We start from the raw sequence: 19,598 nt of genomic DNA, 5'->3' as shown, positions 1-19,598 counted from the left end.
CGAGGCGACGCGGTCCACGGCGGCCGACCAGCAGCTTTCCGGGCGTGACCGCCCTCATGGCCATACGACCGGAGCCCCGGCCTCCGGCACCCGCGCCCCAGGCGCCCCGAACGTCGTCCACGCCGCGCGCTCCGGCACCCGCAGCACCGTCCTCCCCGCGACCGCGTTGAGTATCGTCGCCGCCCGCCACGCGCCGAGCGTGAGGTCGGGGGCCCCGACGCCGTGCGTGTGCAGCTCCGCGTTCTGCACGTACAGCGCGCCGGACACGCTCGCGTCGAGCGCGACCCGGTAGTCCCCGTCGATCCGGTAGCGGCCCTGCTCGTCCCAGTCGACGAGCTTCGCCATGGTGTCCAGGAAGGCCGGGCGCGTCGCCGCGTATCCCGTGGCCGCCACGATCGCCGACGTACGCACCTCGAACAGCGCGTCCTGCTCCGTGTGGCGGCAGGTCAGCAGGTAGCCCCCGCCCTCGCCCCCGCCCTCGCCCTCGCCCTCGCTGGTGCCGGTGCCGGTGCTGGTGCGGGTGCGGGTGCGGGTGCTGGTGCCGGTGCGGGTGCCGATGTCAGTGTCGGCGTCGGCGTCGGCGTCAGCTCGCTCGGGCTCCGCCGCGACGAGCACGACGCCCGGGTGCAGAGCCGCGCGCGGCTCCGTACCGCCGATGGTCCGCTCGTACAGCTCGTCGTGGATCTCGGCTAGGGTCTCCTCGCTGACGCCCTTGTACAACTGCCACTGCGCGCGCACCAGTTCCTCGCGCCGCTCCTCGGGCAGGGCGCGGAAGTACCGGATGTAGTCGGGCGTGAAGTGCTCAAGTCCGATCTTGGAGTACTCCATCGGCGCGAAGGCGGGGGTACGTGCCAGCCACCGGACGTACGGGCCGCCCGCGCCGGAACCGTCCTGGTGGCGCAGGAGATCGAGGGCGACCTCGGCGCCGGACTGGCCCGCCCCGACGACCGTGACATCGTCGAGGCCGGCCAGCCGCGCCCGGTGGGTCCGGTAGTCGGCGCTGTGCAGCACGCGCCCCGCGCGCGCGGGCGTGAGCAACGGGCGCAGCGGCTCGGGGACGACCGGGTTCGTCCCGACGCCCAGCACGATCTGCCGGGCCCTTACGCGCGAGACCGCGCCGTCGGCCGAGCGGTGGGTGACGGCGAACGCCTCGTGGCGCTCGTCCCACTCCACCTCCGTGACGCGCGCGTCGAAGCGGCAGGACGGCAGGTGTTCGGCGACCCAGCGGCAGTAGTGGTCGTACTCGCGGCGGGGTATGTGGAAGCGCTCGGAGAAGAAGAACGGGAACATCCGGTCGTGTTCCCGCAGGTAGTTGAGGTACGACCAGGGGCTGGTCGGGTCCGCCATGGTCACCAGGTCGGCGAGGAACGGTACTTGGAGAACCGTTCCCTCCATCAGCAGCCCCGGATGCCAGGAGAAGGCGGGCTTCGCGTCGAGGAAGAGCGTACGGAGGCCCGGAGTGCCGTCGGCGAGAGCGGCCAGCGAGAGATTGAACGGCCCGATGCCGACGCCGACCAGGTCGTATATCTCGTACTCGGGGCCGTGTTCGGGGCTGTGTTCCGGGCCGTGTTCCGGGCCGTGCTCGTATGCGTCCGCGTGCATGGGGTCGGTCGTCACCGCTGAGCCTCCGCGAGGGGGTTGGGAAGGTCGTTACAAACGGACCGGGACTGGGTGTGGACGTCGCAGACGAGTCTGTCGAACCCGTCCACGCACGTCGGACAGCGGGCCACGCGGGTGCGGGTTCGGGTTCGGGTACGGGTGCGCGTGCAGCCGCGGGTGCGGGACGCGGCGGCCGTCCTTACGGTCATCGCGCCTCCTCCTCCGCGCGCCCCGCCGCCACGACGGCGTGCAGCAGCCGCTCCACCTCGGCGGTGGTGGTGTGCGGGTTGAGCAGGGTGAGCTTGAGCCGTACGCGTCCGGGCCCCTCGCCGGGGAGTTCGGTACGGCCCACGACGGCGCTGCCCTCGCGCAGGAGCCTGCGCCGGAGGGCGGCGTTGACCGCGTCGCAGCGCGCGTCGTACTCGCGCCGGGCCTCCGCCGTATCGGTCGTATCCGCCTGACGCTCGGGCAGATAGCGGAACAGGAAGGCCGTCAGTACCGGTTCGGAGTGCAGTTCCAGCCGTGGATGGTCCGCGACCGCCCGCGCTCCCGCCACGGCCAGATCGCGGCACGCGTCGACGAGCCGGCCCAGCCCCTCCCTGCCCAGCGTCCGCAGGGTGACCGCGATCTTGAAGGCGTCGGCGCGGCGTGTCGTACGCAGCGAGAGCCCGAGCAGGCTCGGGTAACCGGCCTCCTCGTCGTCGGCCGGGTTGAGATAGACGGCCCGGCGCGCGAGCGAGGCGTACGTCTCCGACCGCCGCACCAGGAAGACGCCCGCCGCGGCCGGCTGCCAGCCCAGCTTGTGCCAGTCGAGCGAGACGGAGTCGGCGAGGCCGAGGCCGTCCAGGAGCGGCGCGAGCCGGTCGGAGAGCAGGGCGCCGCCCCCGTACGCGGCGTCCACGTGCAGCCAGGCACCGTGCTCGGCGGCGAGCGCCGCGCAGGCGCGCAGCGGGTCGATGGCGCCGGTGTCGGTGGTACCGGCGGTGGCGACCACCGCGACCGGCAGCTCCCCGCGCGCGGCGCAGCCGTCCAGTGCGGTGGCCAACGCCTCCGTATCCATCCGGAGTTGATGGTCGACCGGGACGGGCAGCACCGCGTCCTCACCGAGCCCGAGCAGGGCGGCGGCGCGCTGTACGGAGAAGTGCGCGGCGGCGGACGCGAGGATACGGGGACGGGAAGGGGGACGGGGCTGCGGGCGCGGGCCGTGGCTGGGGCCGGGAGCGGGAGCGGGCGCGGGCGCGTGGTCCGTTCCGGCGCCCGGGACGCCCGGGACGCCCGTCAGCTCGATCTGCCGGCCCGACGCCGCGCCGAGGACCCGGTCCCTGGCCAGCATCAGGCCCATCAGATTGGACTCCGTACCACCGGAGGTGAGCACCCCGGCGGCCTGCTCGGGCTCGTACCCGACCAGCCCGGCCAACTCCTGGAGCAGCAGGGTCTCCAGAGCGGTGGCGGCGGGCGCCTGGTCCCAGGAGTCCTGGGACGGGTTGAGGGCCGAGACCGCGAGGTCGGCGGCGACGGCGACGGCGAGGGGCGGGCAGTGCAGATGGGCGGCGCAGGAGGCGTCCGCCGGGTCGGCGCTGCCGTGTGCGAGGAGTTCGGTGAGCCGGTCGAGCGCCTCGGCGCCGGTGACGGCGGCGGGACCGCCGAACACCTCGCTGACGGTGGCCGCGACCTGCCCCGGCCGGCCGGGCGCGATGGGCCCGCCGCGCCGCCGGGCGCCCCGGGCGAGGGCGTCCATGACCGTGTCCACGAGCGGCGCCAGCGCGTGGGCGCCGCCGGTCCCGCCGGACAGCGCGGTGACGTGGGCGCGGTCGGGGTGGGGGGTGGGCTCGGGGGTGGTGTGCTTGGGGGCCGGATCCGGTTCCGGGGCCGGTTCGGGATCCAGGGCGGGTTCCGGTGACGCCTGAGTCACCAGGCCCGTGGCTGCCTCCGGCACGACAACCGCTACTGCCCGCGCCCCGGCGTCCGTCACCGCTCCCGTTCCCGTTCCCGCTCCCGTCCCCGCATCCATCGCCGTCTCCATCGCCGTCTCCATCCCCGTTCCCGTTCCCGTTCCCGTTTCCGGTTCGGTTTCCGTTTCCGTCCTCATCAGCGCTGTCCCCGCTGCCGGCCCCGCCGCCGCCCCGACACGTCGGCGATCGCGTCCGCCAGCCGCTCCAGGACCGCTTCCGTCTGCTCGTCCGTGATGACGAGCGGCGGCAGGAGCCGGACGGTGGAGCTGTGGCGCCCGCCCAGTTCCACGATCAGCCCGCGCTCCAGGCAGGCGGCACGCACCCGCTCCGCCATCTCCGGGGCGACCGGATGAGCGCCGCACGCGTCCAACTCCCCCTCGGGGTCCACGATCTCGACCCCGATCATCAGCCCACGGCCCCGGACGTCACCGATCACCGGCAGTTCGGAGCGCAGCCCCTCCAGCCGCGCGGTCATCCGGGCACCGACGACCGCCGCGCGCTCGGTCAGCCCCTCGGCGGCCACATACCGCAGTGTCGCCGCACCCGTGGCCATGGCCAGGGTGTTGCCACGGAACGTCCCGGTATGCGCGCCGGGCAGCCAGCCGTCGTAGTCCTGGTCGTACACGATGACGGCCAGCGGCAGACTCCCGCCGATCGCCTTCGACATGACCATCGCGTCCGGGACGATCCCGCTGTGCTCAACCGCCCAGAACGCGCCCGTACGCCCGACCCCCGTCTGCACCTCGTCCACGATCAGCGGGATCCGCCGCTCGCCGGTGATCCGTCGCATCTCCCGCAGCCAGCCGTCCGGCGCCGGCACCGCGCCGCCCTCGCCCTGCACCGCTTCGAGGATCATGGCGGCGGGCGGTACGACACCGCCGGACGGATCGTCCAGCAGCCGTTCGGTGAACGTGGCGGCCAGCTCGGCGCCGCGCTCGCCGCCGACCCCGAACGGGCAGCGGTACGGGTACGGATACGGCAGCCGGGTCACCTCGGCCCCGCCGCCCGCGACCCGCTCCCTGACCGCGACACTGCCGGTCGCCGACAGCGCGCCCGCGGTCATGCCGTGGTACGCGCCGGTGAACGCGAGCACGCCGCGCCGGCCGGTCGCGGTCTGCATCAGCTTCAGCGCCGCCTCGACGGCGTCCGTACCGGCGGGCCCGCAGAAGTGGATCCTGGCGCGGTCCGCGAAGGCTTTCGGCAGAGTGGCGAAGAGCGCGTCGGTGAAGTCGTCCTTCTCCGGGGTCGCCAGATCGAGGACGTGCAGGGGCGCCCCGCTCTCCACCGTGCGCTGGATGGCCTCCAGGACGACGGGGTGGTTGTGGCCGAGCGCGAGGGTTCCCGCGCCGGACAGGCAGTCGAGATAACGGCGGCCGTCCGTCCCCTCGATCGTCATGCCTTTGGCGCGGGCCGGGACGATCGGGAACGAACGGGCGTAGGTGCGGGCCGAGGACTCCCTGGCGCGCTGACGCCGCAGGATGCCCTCGGCGGTGGCAGTGGCGGTGCCATCGGCGGTCGCGGTCGCGGGGGTGGCGGCGGTGGCGGTGGCGGGCCGCCCGCTCGTGGGCAGGGCGATGGGGGGCACGGTCATGACGCGGCTCCGGAGTAAGGGAAAGAACGACAGAGTCGGAGTGCACAGAGTCGGAGTGCTCAGGGCAGACAGTGCCCGGCGGCGGGGTGGCCGAGGAAGGAGTGCACGGCGAACTCCCGTCCGTAGGAGCCCGCGTAAGAGAAAACGATCAAGTCGCCCGCACGTACCCGGTCGATCAGGACATCGCGCGGAAGGGTGTCCTCGGGGGTACGCGGTTCACCGGCGGCGGAGGGTGGTAACTGGGCGGGCACGGCCTGCTCTACCTCGGGGTGGGGTGTGGGGGATGGTGGTGCGGGGCGGTGGTGCGGGGCGGAACTGGTCGGGGCACATGCCAACCAGCTTGCTGCGTACGGGAATGCGCCGGCTCCGGGATGCCGATACATCGTCAGGCGGCGCAGAGCGGTGCACGGTCAGACCTGGCACAGGCAAAGACTTAGGCGAGCCTAACCTAATGACTTCCTGTGGGCGTGCAAGTTGGCCCTGACGCCTGCTACGTGGCGTCCCCGTCGTCCTCGGTGTCCCCGGCATCCCCGGCGGCCGATACCGCCACCGCCGTCTTCGCCGCCTTCTCCACCAGCGAGATTCCGGCCTCCTTGCTGACGCTGCCGCTCGACAGCACCGCCACCAGATAGCCGTGCCCGTCCGCCACGATCCGGCCGATGCTGTTGATGTCCCACAGTCCGGTCGCGCTCCGCGCCAGCCACCCGTTCTTCAGCCCCGTCGCCACCCCGGCGGCCGACACCCCCCAGTCCTGGCCCGCCGATATCCCGCCCATCAGGCCCTGGATGTACGTCCGTGAGCCCGAGCCCAGCGGGGAACGGGAGTCGATGCCGAACACGGCGGAGAGGAGGGCGATCTGGTCCGCCGCCGTGGACTGTGTCAGCCCCCACAGGGGCCCGCTGCCGCCGGTCGTCGAGGTCAGACCGAGCCGCTCGTTCGCCGCGTCCAGACCGTCCGCGCCGCCGATCGCCTGCCACAGGGCGTCGGCCGAGGCGTTGTCGCTCACCTGGATCATCGAGGTCGCGTACGACTTCTCCTGTGTGGTGAGCACCCGGCCCTGGTCCTGTGCCTTCAGCAGCAGGGCCGCCAGGATGTCGACCTTCACGATGCTGGCCGTGTCGTATGTCTCCGTCCCGGACCGTACGCCGTAGTCCGCGCCGTCCCCGTCCTCCACGTCGAGCACCGCCACGGAGAGAGAGGCCGTCGTGGCCTTCAGGATCGGGGCGAGCCGCTCGGAGAGCGCCTGATCAGGATCGGCGGAGGGTGAGGCGGTCGGGAGAGGTGAGGCGGAGGGAGAGGGGGCGGAGGGAGACGGAGCGGCCGGGGCGCCAGGCGTCGCCGACCAGCCCGGAGCACCGGACCGCGTTGTGGCGTTCGAGCCGCCGTCGGACAGCGGCGGCAGGTCCATGGCCACCCAGACGGCCAGGAGCACGACAACGGCCGCGGCGACGAGCGCGGGGTACGCGGCCCGGCGGCTCCACAGGGAACCGCGGGCCGCGCGCGGGGATCGGTGGCGGGACATGTGGCGGGACATGGCGTGAGGCTAGAAAGCCCGGCTGTGTCCAGAATGTGTCCCGCGTTAAACCTCGATGACAATTCGGCTCGGGCATGGACAATCCGGCCCGGTCACGTCGGCATGGTCACGTCGGCATGGTCGCGTGCACCTGTCGCGTCGGCCCTCTGGCGTCCGCCTGGTCACGTCGGCCCCGTCACGAGGTGAGCATGCGGCTCCAGATGTCCGTGGCCGTACCGGAACCGACGACGGGTACGGCGGTGAAGGGTACGGCCGGCGCCGCCCCGTCCGAGGCCCCGTCCATAGCTCCGTCCACGGCCCCGTCCGCGGCTCTTTCCGGCGAGGCGACCGGCGGCGCGACCGCGCCGACCTTCGTCCAGCCCCAGGACCGGAGCGCCGCCACGGCGGCCTCGTTCGCCGGGTCGACCCGTGCGGCCACCAGCGCCGCGTCCGTCCGGATCAGCAGCTGCTCGACCAGCCGCGTGGCCACCCCGTCCCGCCGGTGCGCCGGCAGGACCATCAGCCCGGCGAGGGCGAAGACCTGTCCCGACACGGTCAGTTCCTCGATGTCCCAGTCCCACGGCACCTCGCCGCTCAGCGCGCGCCACCACTCCCCGGCCCGGTCCAGGACGAACCCGTACGCGTACGCCGCGGGCTTGTTCCCCCCACTGGCCACGACCATGTCGAACCCGGGCCGCTGCACATCCTCGGCGAAGGTCTCCAGGAACGCCTGCCGGTCGGGCGACTCGTCGCCGTGGACACGGCGGTACGCCTCGACGTACACATCGGCGACGGCTTCCCGCTGCTGTTCGGCCTGCCACCGGCTCAGGCGCCGAATGAACACCTCTGCCACATGCACTCCCCCCGGCCGGTACGTCGGTGTCCATCGTCGCAGGGGGAGGACCACCACGGGAATACCTGGTCGCAAGGCGCTCCGCCCCCGGCGCCCCCTCCGTTTCACGGGCGCCGCCCACCCCCGCCGGAGTAGGCTTGAGGTGCCGAGGGCATTCCGCGCACCCGTTCCCAGGACGGTGCCGTTCCCGGAGATCCACAACACCGGGCAGACGGCAACGCACCCGGAGGCGGGTCCACGTCATGAAGACGACCATTGATCTCAACACCTCGGGGACAACAGAGCTCCCGGCACCATCGGGAGACCGCGTACAGCCCGCGCGGCTGACTCTGGCCCCGGGTGCTCACGGCACGGGGGCGTTCGACGGGGTCTGGTGGCCCCGGTCCCGTGATCTTGCGCGGGAACTCCCCGCGTTGGCGGTCGCCATGGACCTGCCGTGGGGCCGGATCACGAACGTCCTGGTGAATCCCACGCACTGGGCGGCTGTGCCGCGCAAGGTCCAACTGCCCGACCGCATGCTCCACGTGGGCTGGTTCGCGGAGCAGGATCCGCACAAGCTGATCCTGCGCTCCTATTCCACGGGGCGCTGGGATCTGCTGGTGATCCCGCCGGAGACGTCGCCGGCCATGGCGGCCCGGCTGATGGCGCGGGCCGCCGGTCCGGACAGCGTGCTGTCCGCGAGTGCGCTGATCGCGACGGAGCGTGAGCGAGACGGAGAGTGAGAGAGAGGAGGCCGGGGCCTCATGAACAATTGGATCAGCGTGGTCGTGATCCTGGGCCTGATCGTCGTGGGCGTGATGGTGATCCACCTGGTGAACGGACAGCACAGGAACCGCATCGCCACCTACAGCTTCGGCCGCTCCCTCTGGGAACCCCCGAACGCGACCCGAACGGACTCCGCCGAATCCACCGGCTCCACCGAATCCGCCGCCCCAGGCGCGCATGTCGTCGGCACGGACACGGGCGCGGGGGCGGGTACGGCCGCAGGTACGGCCACGACCAGGAGCCACAGGAGCCATGGCCTTCAGCGGCTGAGCGGGCTCATTTCGGGGCGTGATCGCCGACGTAGAAAAGCAGCCAGATGAACCCGGCCAGGGCGTGCGTCGCGAAGACGTAGATGAAGACGCGCAGGGCTACCCCGCGCTCCTTCCACCGCTCCAGATCGCGGCCGCTGTCTTCTTCACCCACCGTCGGCCTCCCCTCTCCGGCCCAGAGTAGGCGGACGGCAGGCACCGGGTGGACGCCGTAGCGGACAGCACGGGGCGACCGGGCCCACGATCACTGCCGACTCTCCTCAAAACGCGCCATTCGTTAAAACGTGCCAATTCGGTCTGATGCGTCAACCTCGGTGTCCGAGGTGACGTCACTCCCATCACTGGGGCACGACCCGCCCCGTGCGCCACTTCGTGAGCCACTCTGGGAGACAGCACCGATGACGCGCCGAGCCGCACGTACCGCCTTACTCGCCCTGGCGATAACCGCCTCGCTGGGGGCCGCCACCCTCACCCCCGCGTACGCGGCTCCGCCCGCCGCGCCGCTGCCGCCGTCCGCCACGCCCCTCGCGCCGCTCTCCGCGTCCGGTGCGTCCGGTGCATCCGACGCGTCCGCCGTGCAGGGGCGGGCTCATGCGGCGACACAGACCGCGCTGCGGCAGCTGGTGGAAGCGGGTGGCCTGCCCGGCGCGAGCGCCGAAGTGCGCGACGGCGACGGGAGATGGTTCGGTGCGGCGGGCCTCGCGGACACCGACACGGGACGGAAACGCTCGGCCGGTGACCACTTCCGGGTGGCGAGCATCACCAAGACGTTCATCGCCACCGTCCTCCTCCAGCTGGAGGCGGAGGGCAGGCTGAGCCTCGACGACACGGTGGAGAAGTGGCTGCCGGGGCTGGTGCGGGGCAACGGCAACGACGGCGCCCGGATCACCCTGCGGCAACTGCTCAACCACACCAGCGGCCTCTTCAACCACACCGACGATCCCGAGTTCGCCGCCAACTCGTCCGGCGCCGACTTCTTTGACCACCGGTACGACAATCACCGCCCCGAGGACCTGGTGTCCCTCGCGATGACGTACCCGCCGAAGTACCAACCCGGCGAGGAGCCGTGGTACTCGAACACCAACTACGTCCTCGCCGGAATGGTCATCGAGAAGGCCACGGGCCGTTCGTACGCCCAGGAGACCACGCGCCGCATCATCGAGCCGCTGAAACTCCGCGAGACCTCATTCCCGGGCGCCACACCCCGCATGCCGGCCCCGCACCCGGTCGGCTACTCCCGTTTGCACGACAAGTCCCCCGACGCCGAGATCCATGACGCCACCGAGCAGAACATGTCCTGGCTGGGCGCGTCCGGCGATCTGATCTCGACCGTCGGCGACATCAACCGCTTCCACCGCGCCCTGATGCGAGGCGACCTGCTGCCCGCCGCCCAGCTGAGGGACATGCTCGACTCGGTACCGGCGAGTGACGGCTATCTGTACGGCCTCGGCGTCGAATCCATCACCCTCACCTGCGGCGTCACGGTGACCGGCAAGACGGGCCGCACCAACGGCTCGCTGTCCGCGGTGGTCAGCACGGAGGACGGTACGCACCAGCTGACGTTCAACATCAACGGCGACTGGCTCCCGGACCCGTCGCTCTACACGAATGTCGTGGAGGCCGAGTACTGCGGCCGGATCCCCGCGCCGCAGCCACAGAGCGCCCGGCCGCAGCCGCCCTCCCTCTTCCCGTCCCGCTGAGGTCCTCTTCCGCTGAGGTCCTCTTCCGCTGGGGCTCCGTCTCTCCGGGATTTTCTCCCTCCGGGAGGTGACTCCAGGTAGCTGAACCTGTCCAGAGTGTGCCGCGCGCCCGCGGAGACGTCTTCCGGCGCGCGGCACACGGCTGTGCGGGGGCGGAATAGAGGCCGGGGGTGTGCCGTTGTAGACTTCAGTTGAAGCTTCAACTAATACCCCCGATACCGGCTTCGAGAGAGCGAGAGGTGAGCGCGATGCAGTTCGGGATCTTCTCCGTCGGCGATGTCACGTCCGACCCGACCACCGGACGTACCCCGACCGAGCACGAGCGGATCAAGGCGATGGTCGCCATCGCGCGGAAGGCCGAGGAGGTGGGACTGGACGTCTTCGCCACCGGCGAGCACCACAACCCGCCCTTCGTCCCCTCGTCGCCCACCACCATGCTCGGCTACATCGCGGCCACCACCGAGCGGCTCATCCTGTCGACGTCCACCACGCTGATCACCACGAACGACCCGGTGAAGATCGCGGAGGACTTCGCGATGCTCCAGCACCTGGCCGACGGGCGCGTCGATCTGATGATGGGGCGCGGCAACACCGGGCCGGTCTATCCGTGGTTCGGTGAGGACATCCGCCAGGGCATCCCGCTCGCCATCGAGAAGTACGCCCTGCTCCACAAGTTGTGGCGCGAGGACGTCGTCGACTGGGAAGGCAAGTTCCGTACGCCGCTCCAGGGCTTCACCTCGACGCCCCGGCCGCTGGACGGCACCCCGCCGTTCGTCTGGCACGGCTCGATCCGCTCCCCCGAGATCGCCGAGCAGGCCGCCTACTACGGAGACGGCTTCTTCGCGAACAACATCTTCTGGCCCAAGGAGCACTTCCAGAAGCTGATCCGTCTCTACCGGAAGCGGTACGCGCACTACGGGCACGGCACGCCGGAGCAGGCCATCGTCGGTCTGGGCGGCCAGGCGTTCATCCGGAAGAACTCGCAGGACGCGGTACGGGAATTCCGTCCGTACTTCGACAACGCGCCGGTCTACGGACACGGCCCCTCCCTGGAGGACTTCACGGAGCAGACGCCGCTGGTCGTGGGCAGCCCACAGGAGGTCATCGAGAAGACGCTGGCCTTCCGTGACTACTTCGGCGACTACCAGCGCCAGCTGTTCCTGATGGACCACGCGGGACTGCCGCTGAAGACCGTGCTCGAACAGCTGGACCTGCTGGGCGAGGAGGTCGTCCCCGTCCTGCGCAAGGAGTTCGCGGCCCTGCGGCCGGCCGGGGTCCCGGACGGTCCTGTCCACCCGGCCGCCGTCACGTCGGTGGAGAAGGAGGTCTGACGATGGAGCGTACGAGCGGCATCACGCCTGCGAGCACGGTGACGCGTACGAACGCGGTGACGCCTGCGACCACGGTGACGCGTACGAGCAGCGCCGCGCGTACGAGCAGCGTCACGCGTACGAGCGGTACCGGGCCGTTGTTGCGGCTCGTCGCCGTATCGGCGGGGCTGAGCAAGCCGTCCTCGACCAGGCTGCTGGCCGACCGGCTGGCGGAGGCGACCAGCCGTGAACTGGCCGACCGGGACCGGAAGGCCGAGATCGAGGTCGTCGAACTGCGCGATCTCGCCGTCGAGATCGCGAACCACCTGGTCACCGGCTTCCCGGCGCCCGCGCTGAGCGCGGCGCTGAAGGCGGTGACCGGGGCGGACGGGCTCATTGTCGTGAGCCCGGTCTTCGCCGGCTCGTACAGCGGACTGTTCAAGTCGTTCTTCGACCTGATCGAGCCGGACGCGCTCGCCGGAACGCCCGTACTGCTCGCCGCGACCGGCGGCACCGCGCGCCACTCGCTCATGGTGGAGCACGCGATGCGTCCGCTCTTCTCGTATCTGCACGCGCTCACCCTCCCGACGGCCGTCTTCGCGGCGACCGACGACTGGGGCGCGGGCGCCGACGCGTACGCGGGCGGGCTGTCGGCCCGGATCGACCGGGCCGGTGGCGAGTTCGCCCGGCTGCTGCGGGGGCTGACACCCGCGACGAACGGAGACGTGGGCGAGCGCGACGATCCGGGCGAGCGCGGCGATACGGGCGAGACCGCCGGGGTGGGCGAGGCGCGCGAGTCGGACGACGTGGACGACGTGGACGACGTGGTGCCCTTCGAGCGCCTCCTCGCGAACCTTAAGTAGGTTTGCCCCACAGGGAAAAGCAGGACAACAGCGAAAAGTCGATCAGCAGGAGGAACGTCATGAGCGGCACCATCGTGGTCGGCGTCGACGGCTCGGAGCCCTCACTGAAGGCGCTGCGCTGGGCCGTACGGCAGGCGAAGCTGACCGGTGACGAGGTGGGCGCGGTGATCGGCTGGGAGTACCCGGCCACCGGCTGGGCGGGCATGCTGCCGGGAATGCCGCCGGAGTTCGAACCGGAGCAGCTGGCCTGGCAGATCCTGGACGAGGCGCTGGACAGGACGCTGGACGCGGATGTCGCGGCCGTGATCGAACGCCGGGTCGTCAGCGGTCCCGCCGCGCAGGTCCTGCTGGACAGCTCGGAGGGCGCTTCGCTCCTGGTCGTCGGAGACCGCGGGTACAGCGGCTTCAAGGCGGCCCTGCTCGGCTCGGTCAGCCTGCATGTCACGCAGCACGCGAAGTGCCCGGTGGTCGTGGTGCGGGGCGAGATCACCGAGGATTGACGAAACCCCCGCTCCCTCCGGGTGAGTACGGCGCGCGAGGTGTGGGTGTGCGCCGGGTGTGCCCCGTTCACGTCGGGTTCGCTGCCGTGACCGCCCTTCGGCCTGGGCATCGAACAGCCATGGCATTGCGACGGAGACCCCGTACCACCAGTGAGACCACCAGCAAGACCACCCGCAAGACCACCCGCAAGACCACCCGCAAGACCACCCGCAAGACCACCCGCAAGACGGCGGGCACCGAGAGCACGGCGGGCACGGCGGGCACGGAGTCCGAGGAGCGGGTGGAGTCGTCCGAGTCCGAGGAGATGCTGTTCGGCGGGCCGCTGCGGTACGACATGGGCTGGAACAAGCACGACGACGCCTTCCTCCAGCTCGGCCTGCGGTCCATGGTCAGGCGGCTGCCGCGGCTGATCGGTACGACGGCCCGCTTGGCGTGGGAGGCGGACAGGGCCGCCCTGCGCCTGGTGACCTGCGCGGAGATCGGCCGGGGGGTCAGCCAGGCGGTCGGGCTGATCGCCGTGAACCGCGTGCTCGGACATCTCCTGGGCGACGGCACCACCGCCGAGCGGCTCACCCACGCCGGCCCGGCGCTCGCCGTCGCCGGTGGGACGGCGCTGGCGGGCGCGGTGCTACGGGCCCTGTCCACGGCCGGTACGGGGCAGCTGGAGCCGAAGGTCGAACGGGTCGCCACCGAGCGGTACTTGTCACACACCGCCAACGTCGAGCTGGAGGCGGTCGAGGACGACGAATTCCACAAGCTCCTCGACAGCGCCCAGTACGGCGCCAGTTCGGCCCGGCGGATGGTGCAGTACTGCCAGAACGTACTCAACGCGCTGATGTCGCTGATCGCCGCGGCCGGTGTCCTCGCCGTCCTGCATCCCCTGCTGCTGCCGCTGCTCATCGCCATGACGCTGCCCAGCGCCTGGGCGGCCCTGACGATGGCGCGGCGCCGGTACATCTCGTTCCAGGCGTGGGTACAGCACTCACGAGCGGGGAGTCTGATCAGGCATCTGCTGATCTCCACCGACGCGGCGCCGGAGATACGGGTGCACAACGTCGGGCCGTTCCTGCTGCATCACTTCCGTGAGATGTCGCGGTCGCAGGAGGCGGAACAGCGCAGGCTCGCCCGGCTCGAAGCCCGTACGGGGCTGATCGCCGCCGGATGGACCGGGCTGGCGGCGGGCGCCGCGTACGCCACGCTCGGCGGGCTGCTGTGGACCGGCGCGATGGCGCTCTCCGTCGGCGGCACCGCCGTACTCGCCATCCGCACCGGCTCCTCCAGCCTGGAGAACCTGGTGCTCCAGGTGAACTCCCTGCACGAGGAGAGCCTGTTCGTCGGGGATCTGCACCGGCTGTGCGAGGAGGCCGTCGAGCGCGCGATACCGGTCGGCGGGCTTCCGCTGCCCGAGAAGCCGGAGCGGATCACCTTCGAGGACGTCGTCTTCACCTACCGGGGCAAGGACAACAAACGCGCGCTCGACGGCGCCAGCCTGACCATCCCGGCGGGCCGGATCGTCGCGCTGGTGGGGGAGAACGGCAGCGGCAAGTCCACGCTGGTCAAGCTGTTGTGCGGGCTCTACCAGCCGGACTCCGGCCGCATCCTGTGGGACGGGGTCGACGCGGCGGAGGCGGACCGGCGGGAACTCGTCTCGCGGGTCGCGGTGGTGGGCCAGGACTTCTACCGGTGGCCCTTCACCGCCACGGTGAACGTCAGCATCGGACGGCCCGACGTGCCGTTGAGCCGGGAGCGGCGGGACGAGGCCGTACGGTACGCGGGCGCCGAGGAGCTGATCGCCGAGCTGCCGCGCGGCTGGAAGACGCTGCTGGCCCGGGGGTACAAGGGCGGGCATCAACTGTCCGGCGGGCAGTGGCAGCGGATCGGCCTCGGCCGCGCGCACTACCGCGCCGGCCAGATCCTCATCGTCGACGAGCCGACCTCGGCGCTCGACGCCAAGGCCGAGCAGCAGCTCTTCGAGCAGATCCGCAGCCTAGCGGACTCCGGCCAGACGATCATCCTGATCACGCACCGGCTCGGCTCGGTCCGGGCGGCCGACCTGATCCATGTCCTGGACAAGGGACGGGTCGTGGAGAGCGGCACCTTCACGGAACTGCTGTCGGACGAGGTCGAGGGCCCGAAGGTGTTCCGCGGCCTGTACCGGATCCAGGCGGCGCAGTACGCGGCCGACAGCCCGGCCTCGACCGTCCCGACCTGATGCGGATCCGACGGACGGACCTAACGGGCGCGGTGCGGGCCCAAGTCGTGCAGGACGCTGCCGAGTTCATCGAGGGTGAGGGGTGGTGCGGGAAGCGGTGCGGCGGATACGGCGGGGGTCGCGCGCAGGCCGTCGAGGAGGAGGGCGAGATAGCGGCGCCAGGCGTCCGGGGCCGTGGTGGTCAGGGCGGGCACGGCGCGGCCGAGCGCGGCCAGGCTGAAGAGCAGGTCCTCGGTGGTGATGTCGCGTCGCATCGTGCCCTGCCGCTGGGCGCGCGCGAGGAGGAGGCCGACGGTCTCCCGGTTCTCGGCATGGAGGGCTTCGAGCGAGGGCACGCCCCGAACGCCGGTGGTCATCAGGTCGTTGGCCCCGCGGTCGGCGGCCAGCCCCGCGAAGATCGACGACAGATACGTCGTGAGCCCGGCCCACGCGTCGTCACTCAGCCGCGCCTCCTCACCGGCGCGCTGGGTGTCACCGAGGGACTCGTGGAAGACGGCCTCGATGAGCGCGGCCCGGTCGGGGAAGTGCCGGTACAGCGTGGCGTTGCCGACGCCGGCGCGACGTGCGATCTCGTCCAGCGACGCGTCGAGCCCCTGCTCGGCGAACACGTCTCGGGCGGAGGCGATCAGCAACTCCCGATTGCGCTGGGCGTCGCGCCGCAGCGGCACCGATTTCGCCGCCGGTTTCCGCTCGCTGACTCCCATGATCACCCTTCCCAAGAAAGCGTGGAGCGCTCCCCGATTCAGATGCTACCGTGGAACGGGTAAACGGGGGAGGCTCCCCGGTTCGCTCGGGGACGCGGTAGTCCATGGCGGGCCGGGGAGTTCGTCGCCCACCCCGCCCGCCCACCCCGCCCGCTCGCAGGCGTCCCGCTCACCCGAACAGGAACGCCGCCGCCGTCGCCGCGCCCAGGGCCGCTCCGGCGATCGTCTGGGCGCGGGTGTGGTACGTCAGGGCTACGCGGGACCAGCACACCGCGATGGTCATGGCGTACCCGAGCAGCCACCAGGGGGAGTGGACCGCGGCGAGCAGGGCCACGACCGCCGACGCGACCGCCGAGTCCACCGAGATCTTCCATACGGTGTTGACCGCCAGGATCAGGACCGTCATCACCCAGAGGGCGAGCATCGAGACGAGGATGCCCGTCGGGGCGTTGCCGAGCAGCATGATGACGGAGCCGGTGCCGATGGAGCCGAGGATGACGAAGAAGATCGGCGCGCGTTTCGTACGGTCGACGACATGGCGGTCGCCCCAGGTGCCCCGCTTGCGTTCCCATTCGATGTAGCCGGCGGGTATCAGCCCGGCGCACAGGGCGGCGAGCAGGCCCCAGGGCAGGCCGGTCCAGTCACGCGCGGCGGCGAGTCCGATGGCGAGCATGCCCACCAGCAGGACGTTGCGGGGCTGGAGGATGTCGGTGACGGTGCGGGCCGTGGTGACGGCGCGGTCCGCCGGGGCGGTGGTGGTCATGCGGTTCTCTCCGTCGACGTGCTGGTCCGCTGGGACCGTGGGGGCTCCGTGCCGTCCGTGTCGTCCGCGCCGTCCATGATGTCCAGGACGTGCCGGGTCCGTTCGGGGGTGATCGTCTTGAACGCGGCGGCCACGCGCACCAGTCGGGCCACCTCGCCGTCCTGGTCGACGGCGTGGTTCGGCTCGATGGCCGCGGCCCGGCCGGCGGGCGCGCCGTCGGCCTTCGCGGTGAGGGCCACCTTGATCCAGAGGGCGTCGGCGAGCGCCCCTGTGCGCCCCTCCTCGACGGAGCCGCTGCCGGAGCCGCTGCCGGAGTCCCCGCCGGGACGCCCGCCGGGACGCCCGCCGGAACGCCCGCCGGAACGAACGGCGAAGTCGTCCGCCGCCGCCCGCCTCGCGGCCCGGTGCAGGCTGTCGGGTACGTAATGCCGCAGCTTCTCGACCGCGTCCGCGATATCGGCGGCCCAGCGGTCGATCCGGAGATCCGCGGGGGTGTCGAACCGCGTCAGTTCGCGCGGCAGCGAGGCAGGCGGGGCGAAGGGCTGGTCGGGGAAGGCCGTCATCAGTTCGCGCCACAGCGGGTGCAGCCGCATCTGCGCCCGCCACAGCTTCGCGCGGCGCCAGCCCTTGCTGAACGCGGGCAGGGACGCGCCCAGCGCGAAGAAGGCGAACAGGACGAGTTGCGCGACCTCGGTGACCTCGTCGAAGGTCCGCGCGAACGTCTCGCTGGGCTGGTCGACGACGCTGACCCACATGAACAGCGTCCGGCTGACGGTGTATCCGACGCCGATGAACATGGCGAACGTCATCATGCCCAGCCCCACGCGCAGATGACGGAGCCGCGTGTCGAGGGTCGCCAGCGCCCACTGGTAGGCGCAGACGGCGGATGCCGTGCCCAAGTAGAGGTAGAACACGCTCATATAGAGCGTCGCGCCCCACTGGCCGGCGTGGTCGGAGACGAAGCGGTCCGAGGGTACGGAGCGGTCGACCACGGTGAAGAAGAGCACGGTCAGCAGGATCAGCGTGGCGACGGAGGCCTTGGCCGCCACATGCTGGATCAGCCGGGCGAACCGTACGTGCCGGGGGATCTCCCCGTCGTCGGGGTACCGCCCGTAGATCGCGACGATGTAGCTGAGAATCGCCAGGATCGCGATGGTCGCCGTGTAGTGCTTGATCAGTACGGAGAGATCGGTGACGGGGCTGTTGTTGAGCCCGATGCGTACGATCTCGGTCTTGGTCCACAGGGCGATGGCGAATCCGGCGTAGCACCCCCACAGGGCCCGTCGGCGTTTGTCCTCCTCATCTCCCCACAGCGCGGCCGGCATACGCCACAGCGCGACGGCGGTCATCAGGCCGGCTATGAGGTATCCGGCGAGGTCGAGCGGGGTCACGGGGCGATTCTCATGGGGTGAGTCCTTGCGGGTGCGGGTGCGGGTGCGGGTGCGGGTGCGGGTGGGGGTGCGGGTGGGAGCGGGGGTGCCCGGTCACGTACGGCGGAAGAAGCCGCCGCCGCGGCGGCGGTGGGCGACCGGGCGCGAGAGCGAGTTGGCCAGCCGGCCCACCATGTCGTCGCTCGTCACGTCCCTGGCCATGCGGGGGATGAGCGAGGCGCCGAACTCGGCCACCCGCTCGTCATGGGTGTCGTACTGCGCGCGGGCCTGGACCGGGCCGCCGGACTCCAGGGCGTCGGTGATCGCGGGAGGGAACTCCGGCTGATCGTCCGTGGCGAGGACCCTCCTGATCAGCGAGGTGTCGAAGACGGGCAGCAACTGCCGCAGCTGGGCCTCGTCGAGCGTGGTGCCGTGGTCGAACCACTCGTGGCACAGCTCGTGCAGGATCACGTGCTGGGTCTGGTACGCGGTCGGGCGCCGGCGGTAGAGGACGAAACTGGTGTCGCCGGACTTGAGGCGCAGTCCGCAGGCGGCGTTGAGACGGGCCAGCCGGTCGGGCAGTTCGTGGAGAACGATCGTCCGGCCCCGGGCCGCTTCCATGTTCGCCACCAGCGCCGCGACGCCGAAGGGCGTGGGAATGGGGAGATCGGCCAGTCCGGCTTCGCACTCTCTCCGCAACGCGCGCATGGACATGAGGGCCTCGTGATCGTTATCGCACATGTGTGTGACGTGCGGGCGGCGATTCTAGCCAACAGCCATGCGAGCGCCGCTACTACGGCTCCGGATCCGGCTCCGGGCCCGGTTTCGGTTCCGCGTCCGGCTTTGTCTCCCCGCTCCCACCGCCGGGGCCGCCGCTCCGCCTCGCCTTGGTGTCCTCCAGCAGGGAAAGCGCGAATTGCAGCAGCTCCGGCGGCAGACCGTCGTCGTCCAGACCGCGCGCCGCGATTCCGCTGATCTCTCCCGTGCGGCGCTTCGCGAGGAACTGGAGTCCGGCCACGACATCGTCGACGACCTCGGACTCCTCCTTGAAGAAGCGCCAGTCCACACCGAAACCCAGCCCGAGGGCCCGGAGGATCTCCTCCGACGGATGCGTGACCTTCCCGGCGAGGATGTTGGAGAAGTAGCTGTGGGAGAGGGAGCCGCCGCGCTCCTTGACGAGGTCCGCGAAGACCCGTCCCGAGATCTTCCGGCCCGGGAAGGTCTTCTCCACCATGTACTCGACCTTCTGCCGCAGCGTCCGCAGCTCGGGCACACGCCCTTCGGGGGCGCGGTCCTGGTCGTGGTCCTGGTCGCCGCCGTTGCCGTGGCCGTCGCCGTTTTCATCGCCGATCGCGGCGGGGTTGACACCGTTGTCCATGCTGGCCCCCCATTTCGGTCAACGGGCTCGTACGGTAACTGGCCCCCGATCAGGACGTCCGAGCGCCGGAACTGGCTTGCGCAAATACTCTACGTCACTGTTAACTCGAAAAAACACGGGCGGGGGGCCACGAGGGGAGTCCCCCGCCCGTGCGCTCACGTGCGGCGAATCCGGCTGCGGCCAAGAGGCGTAGCCCTTCGCGACGGGGGATGCGCGAAGGGCTACGCGTCCCATTATGACCCCTCGTCAGGGAAT

Annotated in this window: 19 protein-coding genes; 7 read left to right on the top strand and 12 right to left on the bottom strand. The window is 71.2% G+C overall.

Features of this window, described 5'->3' with window-relative positions:
• Positions 1 to 54 precede the first annotated feature (54 nt).
• The 6 genes from ACIOGX_RS12695 to ACIOGX_RS12670 all read right to left on the bottom strand — a co-directional run bounded on the left by ACIOGX_RS12695 (position 55) and on the right by ACIOGX_RS12670 (position 7,499).
• Positions 55 to 1,617 carry a lysine N(6)-hydroxylase/L-ornithine N(5)-oxygenase family protein gene (locus tag ACIOGX_RS12695; protein ID WP_401912614.1) on the bottom strand — a complete coding sequence of 521 codons (1,563 nt, stop codon included), beginning with the start codon at positions 1,615 to 1,617 and terminating at the stop codon, positions 55 to 57.
• 187 nt (positions 1,618 to 1,804) lie between these two features.
• Positions 1,805 to 3,622, bottom strand: coding sequence for a pyridoxal phosphate-dependent decarboxylase family protein (locus ACIOGX_RS12690; RefSeq protein ID WP_401912612.1), 1,818 nt, complete (start codon positions 3,620 to 3,622; stop codon positions 1,805 to 1,807).
• A gap of 65 nt (positions 3,623 to 3,687) precedes the next feature.
• Positions 3,688 to 5,142 (bottom strand): diaminobutyrate--2-oxoglutarate transaminase, encoded by a 1,455-nt coding sequence (locus ACIOGX_RS12685; protein WP_401912609.1) that lies wholly within the window; start codon positions 5,140 to 5,142, stop codon positions 3,688 to 3,690.
• 59 nt (positions 5,143 to 5,201) lie between these two features.
• Complete coding sequence (locus ACIOGX_RS12680) at positions 5,202 to 5,393, bottom strand: hypothetical protein (protein ID WP_356517781.1); 192 nt, start codon at positions 5,391 to 5,393, stop codon at positions 5,202 to 5,204.
• Between the two features lie 239 nt (positions 5,394 to 5,632).
• Complete coding sequence (locus ACIOGX_RS12675) at positions 5,633 to 6,676, bottom strand: hypothetical protein (RefSeq protein ID WP_401912606.1); 1,044 nt, start codon at positions 6,674 to 6,676, stop codon at positions 5,633 to 5,635.
• Positions 6,677 to 6,851: 175 nt separating this feature from the next.
• Entirely contained in the window at positions 6,852 to 7,499 is a 648-nt protein-coding gene (locus ACIOGX_RS12670; protein ID WP_401912604.1) for a GNAT family N-acetyltransferase, read from the bottom strand.
• A gap of 251 nt (positions 7,500 to 7,750) precedes the next feature.
• Here ACIOGX_RS12670 and ACIOGX_RS12665 point away from each other — a divergent pair, with 251 nt between their 5' ends.
• The gene (locus ACIOGX_RS12665) at positions 7,751 to 8,230 is read left to right on the top strand and encodes a DUF5994 family protein (RefSeq protein ID WP_401912601.1); all 480 of its coding nucleotides are present in this window, start codon (positions 7,751 to 7,753) and stop codon (positions 8,228 to 8,230) included.
• 21 nt (positions 8,231 to 8,251) lie between these two features.
• Complete coding sequence (locus ACIOGX_RS12660) at positions 8,252 to 8,593, top strand: hypothetical protein (protein WP_387017308.1); 342 nt, start codon at positions 8,252 to 8,254, stop codon at positions 8,591 to 8,593.
• Here ACIOGX_RS12660 and ACIOGX_RS12655 read toward each other — a convergent pair.
• Positions 8,550 to 8,696, bottom strand: a complete 147-nt coding sequence (locus tag ACIOGX_RS12655; protein WP_356517773.1) for a DUF6126 family protein — start codon at positions 8,694 to 8,696, stop codon at positions 8,550 to 8,552. The genes ACIOGX_RS12660 and ACIOGX_RS12655 overlap by 44 nt on opposite strands.
• A gap of 244 nt (positions 8,697 to 8,940) precedes the next feature.
• On the opposite strand from ACIOGX_RS12655, the gene ACIOGX_RS12650 reads away from it, so the two are divergent.
• The 5 genes from ACIOGX_RS12650 to ACIOGX_RS12630 all read left to right on the top strand — a co-directional run bounded on the left by ACIOGX_RS12650 (position 8,941) and on the right by ACIOGX_RS12630 (position 15,128).
• Positions 8,941 to 10,242 (top strand): serine hydrolase domain-containing protein, encoded by a 1,302-nt coding sequence (locus ACIOGX_RS12650; protein ID WP_401912597.1) that lies wholly within the window; start codon positions 8,941 to 8,943, stop codon positions 10,240 to 10,242.
• 248 nt (positions 10,243 to 10,490) lie between these two features.
• Positions 10,491 to 11,573, top strand: coding sequence for an LLM class flavin-dependent oxidoreductase (locus tag ACIOGX_RS12645; protein ID WP_356517814.1), 1,083 nt, complete (start codon positions 10,491 to 10,493; stop codon positions 11,571 to 11,573).
• 140 nt (positions 11,574 to 11,713) lie between these two features.
• Positions 11,714 to 12,415, top strand: coding sequence for an FMN reductase (locus tag ACIOGX_RS12640; protein WP_401764422.1), 702 nt, complete (start codon positions 11,714 to 11,716; stop codon positions 12,413 to 12,415).
• Between the two features lie 59 nt (positions 12,416 to 12,474).
• The gene (locus ACIOGX_RS12635) at positions 12,475 to 12,915 is read left to right on the top strand and encodes a universal stress protein (protein ID WP_356517770.1); all 441 of its coding nucleotides are present in this window, start codon (positions 12,475 to 12,477) and stop codon (positions 12,913 to 12,915) included.
• 305 nt (positions 12,916 to 13,220) lie between these two features.
• Complete coding sequence (locus ACIOGX_RS12630) at positions 13,221 to 15,128, top strand: ABC transporter ATP-binding protein (protein ID WP_401913386.1); 1,908 nt, start codon at positions 13,221 to 13,223, stop codon at positions 15,126 to 15,128.
• Between the two features lie 20 nt (positions 15,129 to 15,148).
• On the opposite strand, the gene ACIOGX_RS12625 is transcribed toward ACIOGX_RS12630, so the two are convergent.
• The 5 genes from ACIOGX_RS12625 to ACIOGX_RS12605 form a co-directional block, all read right to left on the bottom strand.
• The gene (locus ACIOGX_RS12625) at positions 15,149 to 15,832 is read right to left on the bottom strand and encodes a TetR/AcrR family transcriptional regulator (RefSeq protein ID WP_401912594.1); all 684 of its coding nucleotides are present in this window, start codon (positions 15,830 to 15,832) and stop codon (positions 15,149 to 15,151) included.
• 169 nt (positions 15,833 to 16,001) lie between these two features.
• Positions 16,002 to 16,595 (bottom strand): hypothetical protein, encoded by a 594-nt coding sequence (locus ACIOGX_RS12620; protein ID WP_356517766.1) that lies wholly within the window; start codon positions 16,593 to 16,595, stop codon positions 16,002 to 16,004.
• Positions 16,592 to 17,986, bottom strand: a complete 1,395-nt coding sequence (locus ACIOGX_RS12615; RefSeq protein ID WP_401912591.1) for an MAB_1171c family putative transporter — start codon at positions 17,984 to 17,986, stop codon at positions 16,592 to 16,594. Before ACIOGX_RS12615 ends, ACIOGX_RS12620 begins: the two co-directional genes overlap by 4 nt.
• Before the next feature lie 93 nt (positions 17,987 to 18,079).
• Entirely contained in the window at positions 18,080 to 18,679 is a 600-nt protein-coding gene (locus ACIOGX_RS12610; RefSeq protein ID WP_356517762.1) for a toxin, read from the bottom strand.
• 79 nt (positions 18,680 to 18,758) lie between these two features.
• Positions 18,759 to 19,199 carry a hypothetical protein gene (locus ACIOGX_RS12605; RefSeq protein WP_401913383.1) on the bottom strand — a complete coding sequence of 147 codons (441 nt, stop codon included), beginning with the start codon at positions 19,197 to 19,199 and terminating at the stop codon, positions 18,759 to 18,761.
• Positions 19,200 to 19,598 lie beyond the last annotated feature (399 nt).

Origin of the sequence: Streptomyces sp. NPDC088147, assembly GCF_044741565.1 — a bacterium.
GTDB lineage: Bacteria > Actinomycetota > Actinomycetes > Streptomycetales > Streptomycetaceae > Streptomyces.
Note: the sequence above shows the minus strand (reverse complement) of the source record. Positions and strands in the feature narration are given on the sequence as shown.

What these genes read in the sequence shown, in the direction of transcription:
- ACIOGX_RS12605 (WP_401913383.1), bottom strand. Translation starts at nt 19,199, where the DNA reads ATGGTGGAGAAGACCTTCCCGGGCCGGAAGATCTCGGGACGGGTCTTC.
- ACIOGX_RS12610 (WP_356517762.1), bottom strand. Translation starts at nt 18,679, where the DNA reads ATGTCCATGCGCGCGTTGCGGAGAGAGTGCGAAGCCGGACTGGCCGAT.
- ACIOGX_RS12635 (WP_356517770.1), top strand. Translation starts at nt 12,475, where the DNA reads ATGAGCGGCACCATCGTGGTCGGCGTCGACGGCTCGGAGCCCTCACTG.
- ACIOGX_RS12665 (WP_401912601.1), top strand. Translation starts at nt 7,751, where the DNA reads ATGAAGACGACCATTGATCTCAACACCTCGGGGACAACAGAGCTCCCG.
- ACIOGX_RS12650 (WP_401912597.1), top strand. Translation starts at nt 8,941, where the DNA reads ATGACGCGCCGAGCCGCACGTACCGCCTTACTCGCCCTGGCGATAACC.
- ACIOGX_RS12660 (WP_387017308.1), top strand. Translation starts at nt 8,252, where the DNA reads ATGAACAATTGGATCAGCGTGGTCGTGATCCTGGGCCTGATCGTCGTG.
- ACIOGX_RS12620 (WP_356517766.1), bottom strand. Translation starts at nt 16,595, where the DNA reads ATGACCACCACCGCCCCGGCGGACCGCGCCGTCACCACGGCCCGCACC.
- ACIOGX_RS12685 (WP_401912609.1), bottom strand. Translation starts at nt 5,142, where the DNA reads ATGACCGTGCCCCCCATCGCCCTGCCCACGAGCGGGCGGCCCGCCACC.
- ACIOGX_RS12690 (WP_401912612.1), bottom strand. Translation starts at nt 3,622, where the DNA reads ATGGAGACGGCGATGGATGCGGGGACGGGAGCGGGAACGGGAACGGGA.
- ACIOGX_RS12625 (WP_401912594.1), bottom strand. Translation starts at nt 15,832, where the DNA reads ATGGGAGTCAGCGAGCGGAAACCGGCGGCGAAATCGGTGCCGCTGCGG.
- ACIOGX_RS12645 (WP_356517814.1), top strand. Translation starts at nt 10,491, where the DNA reads ATGCAGTTCGGGATCTTCTCCGTCGGCGATGTCACGTCCGACCCGACC.
- ACIOGX_RS12630 (WP_401913386.1), top strand. Translation starts at nt 13,221, where the DNA reads ATGCTGTTCGGCGGGCCGCTGCGGTACGACATGGGCTGGAACAAGCAC.
- ACIOGX_RS12675 (WP_401912606.1), bottom strand. Translation starts at nt 6,676, where the DNA reads ATGTCCCGCCACATGTCCCGCCACCGATCCCCGCGCGCGGCCCGCGGT.